The following is a 639-nucleotide window of genomic DNA, read 5'->3' as shown; positions in this document are numbered from 1 at the left end:
ACAAGCTGCAAGTGCGGCGGCTTCCGCTTCAGCTGCAAGTTCAGAATCGGAAGCTGTAGCTGCATCTCAAGCTGCTGCTCAATCAGAAGCTGCTACACAAAATCAGCAACAACAAGCAGACAATCAATCTGCTTCGGCTGAAACATCAGCTTCAGAGGCTGCAAGTGATGCACCAACTACTGAATCTTCAGAAGCTCCTGCACAAGATCAAAATCAGGATCAACAACAGCAAGATCAATCTGCTACTCAACAAGCACCAGCTGCCGATGATTCTGCTAACCAAGATTCACAATCTACTACTACTTCAGCAGCGGCTGCACCAGTTGATGATACAAACACTTATCCAGCTGGACAATGTACTTGNNNGTACTTGGGGTGTTAAATCATTAGCATCTTGGGTTGGTAACTACTGGGGTAATGCAAATCAATGGGGTTCTAGTGCAGTAGCTGCTGGTCATACAACTGGTTCAACTCCGCAAGTTGGTTCTGTTGTTGTTTGGCCAAATGATGGTGGTGGCTATGGTCACGTTGCCTATGTAACGTCAGTAAATGGTTCTACTGTTACTGTTAATGAAGCTAACTATGCTGGTAACCAATCAATTGGTGACTATCGTGGAAGCTTTGATATTAATTCTTCAG

1 protein-coding gene is annotated in these 639 nt (G+C 44.8%); it reads left to right on the top strand.

All coding sequences use genetic code 11. The features are described 5' to 3' along the window. Nucleotides 1-326: 326 nt before the first annotated feature. The coding region (locus FH871_RS34445; protein ID WP_305036613.1) for a CHAP domain-containing protein at nt 327-639 on the top strand (313 nt) is incomplete at its 3' end.

Origin of the sequence: Larkinella sp. C7, from assembly GCF_006149005.1 — a bacterium.
Classification (GTDB): domain Bacteria; phylum Bacteroidota; class Bacteroidia; order Cytophagales; family Spirosomataceae; genus Larkinella.
This window is presented reverse-complemented; position numbering and strand designations above follow the sequence as displayed.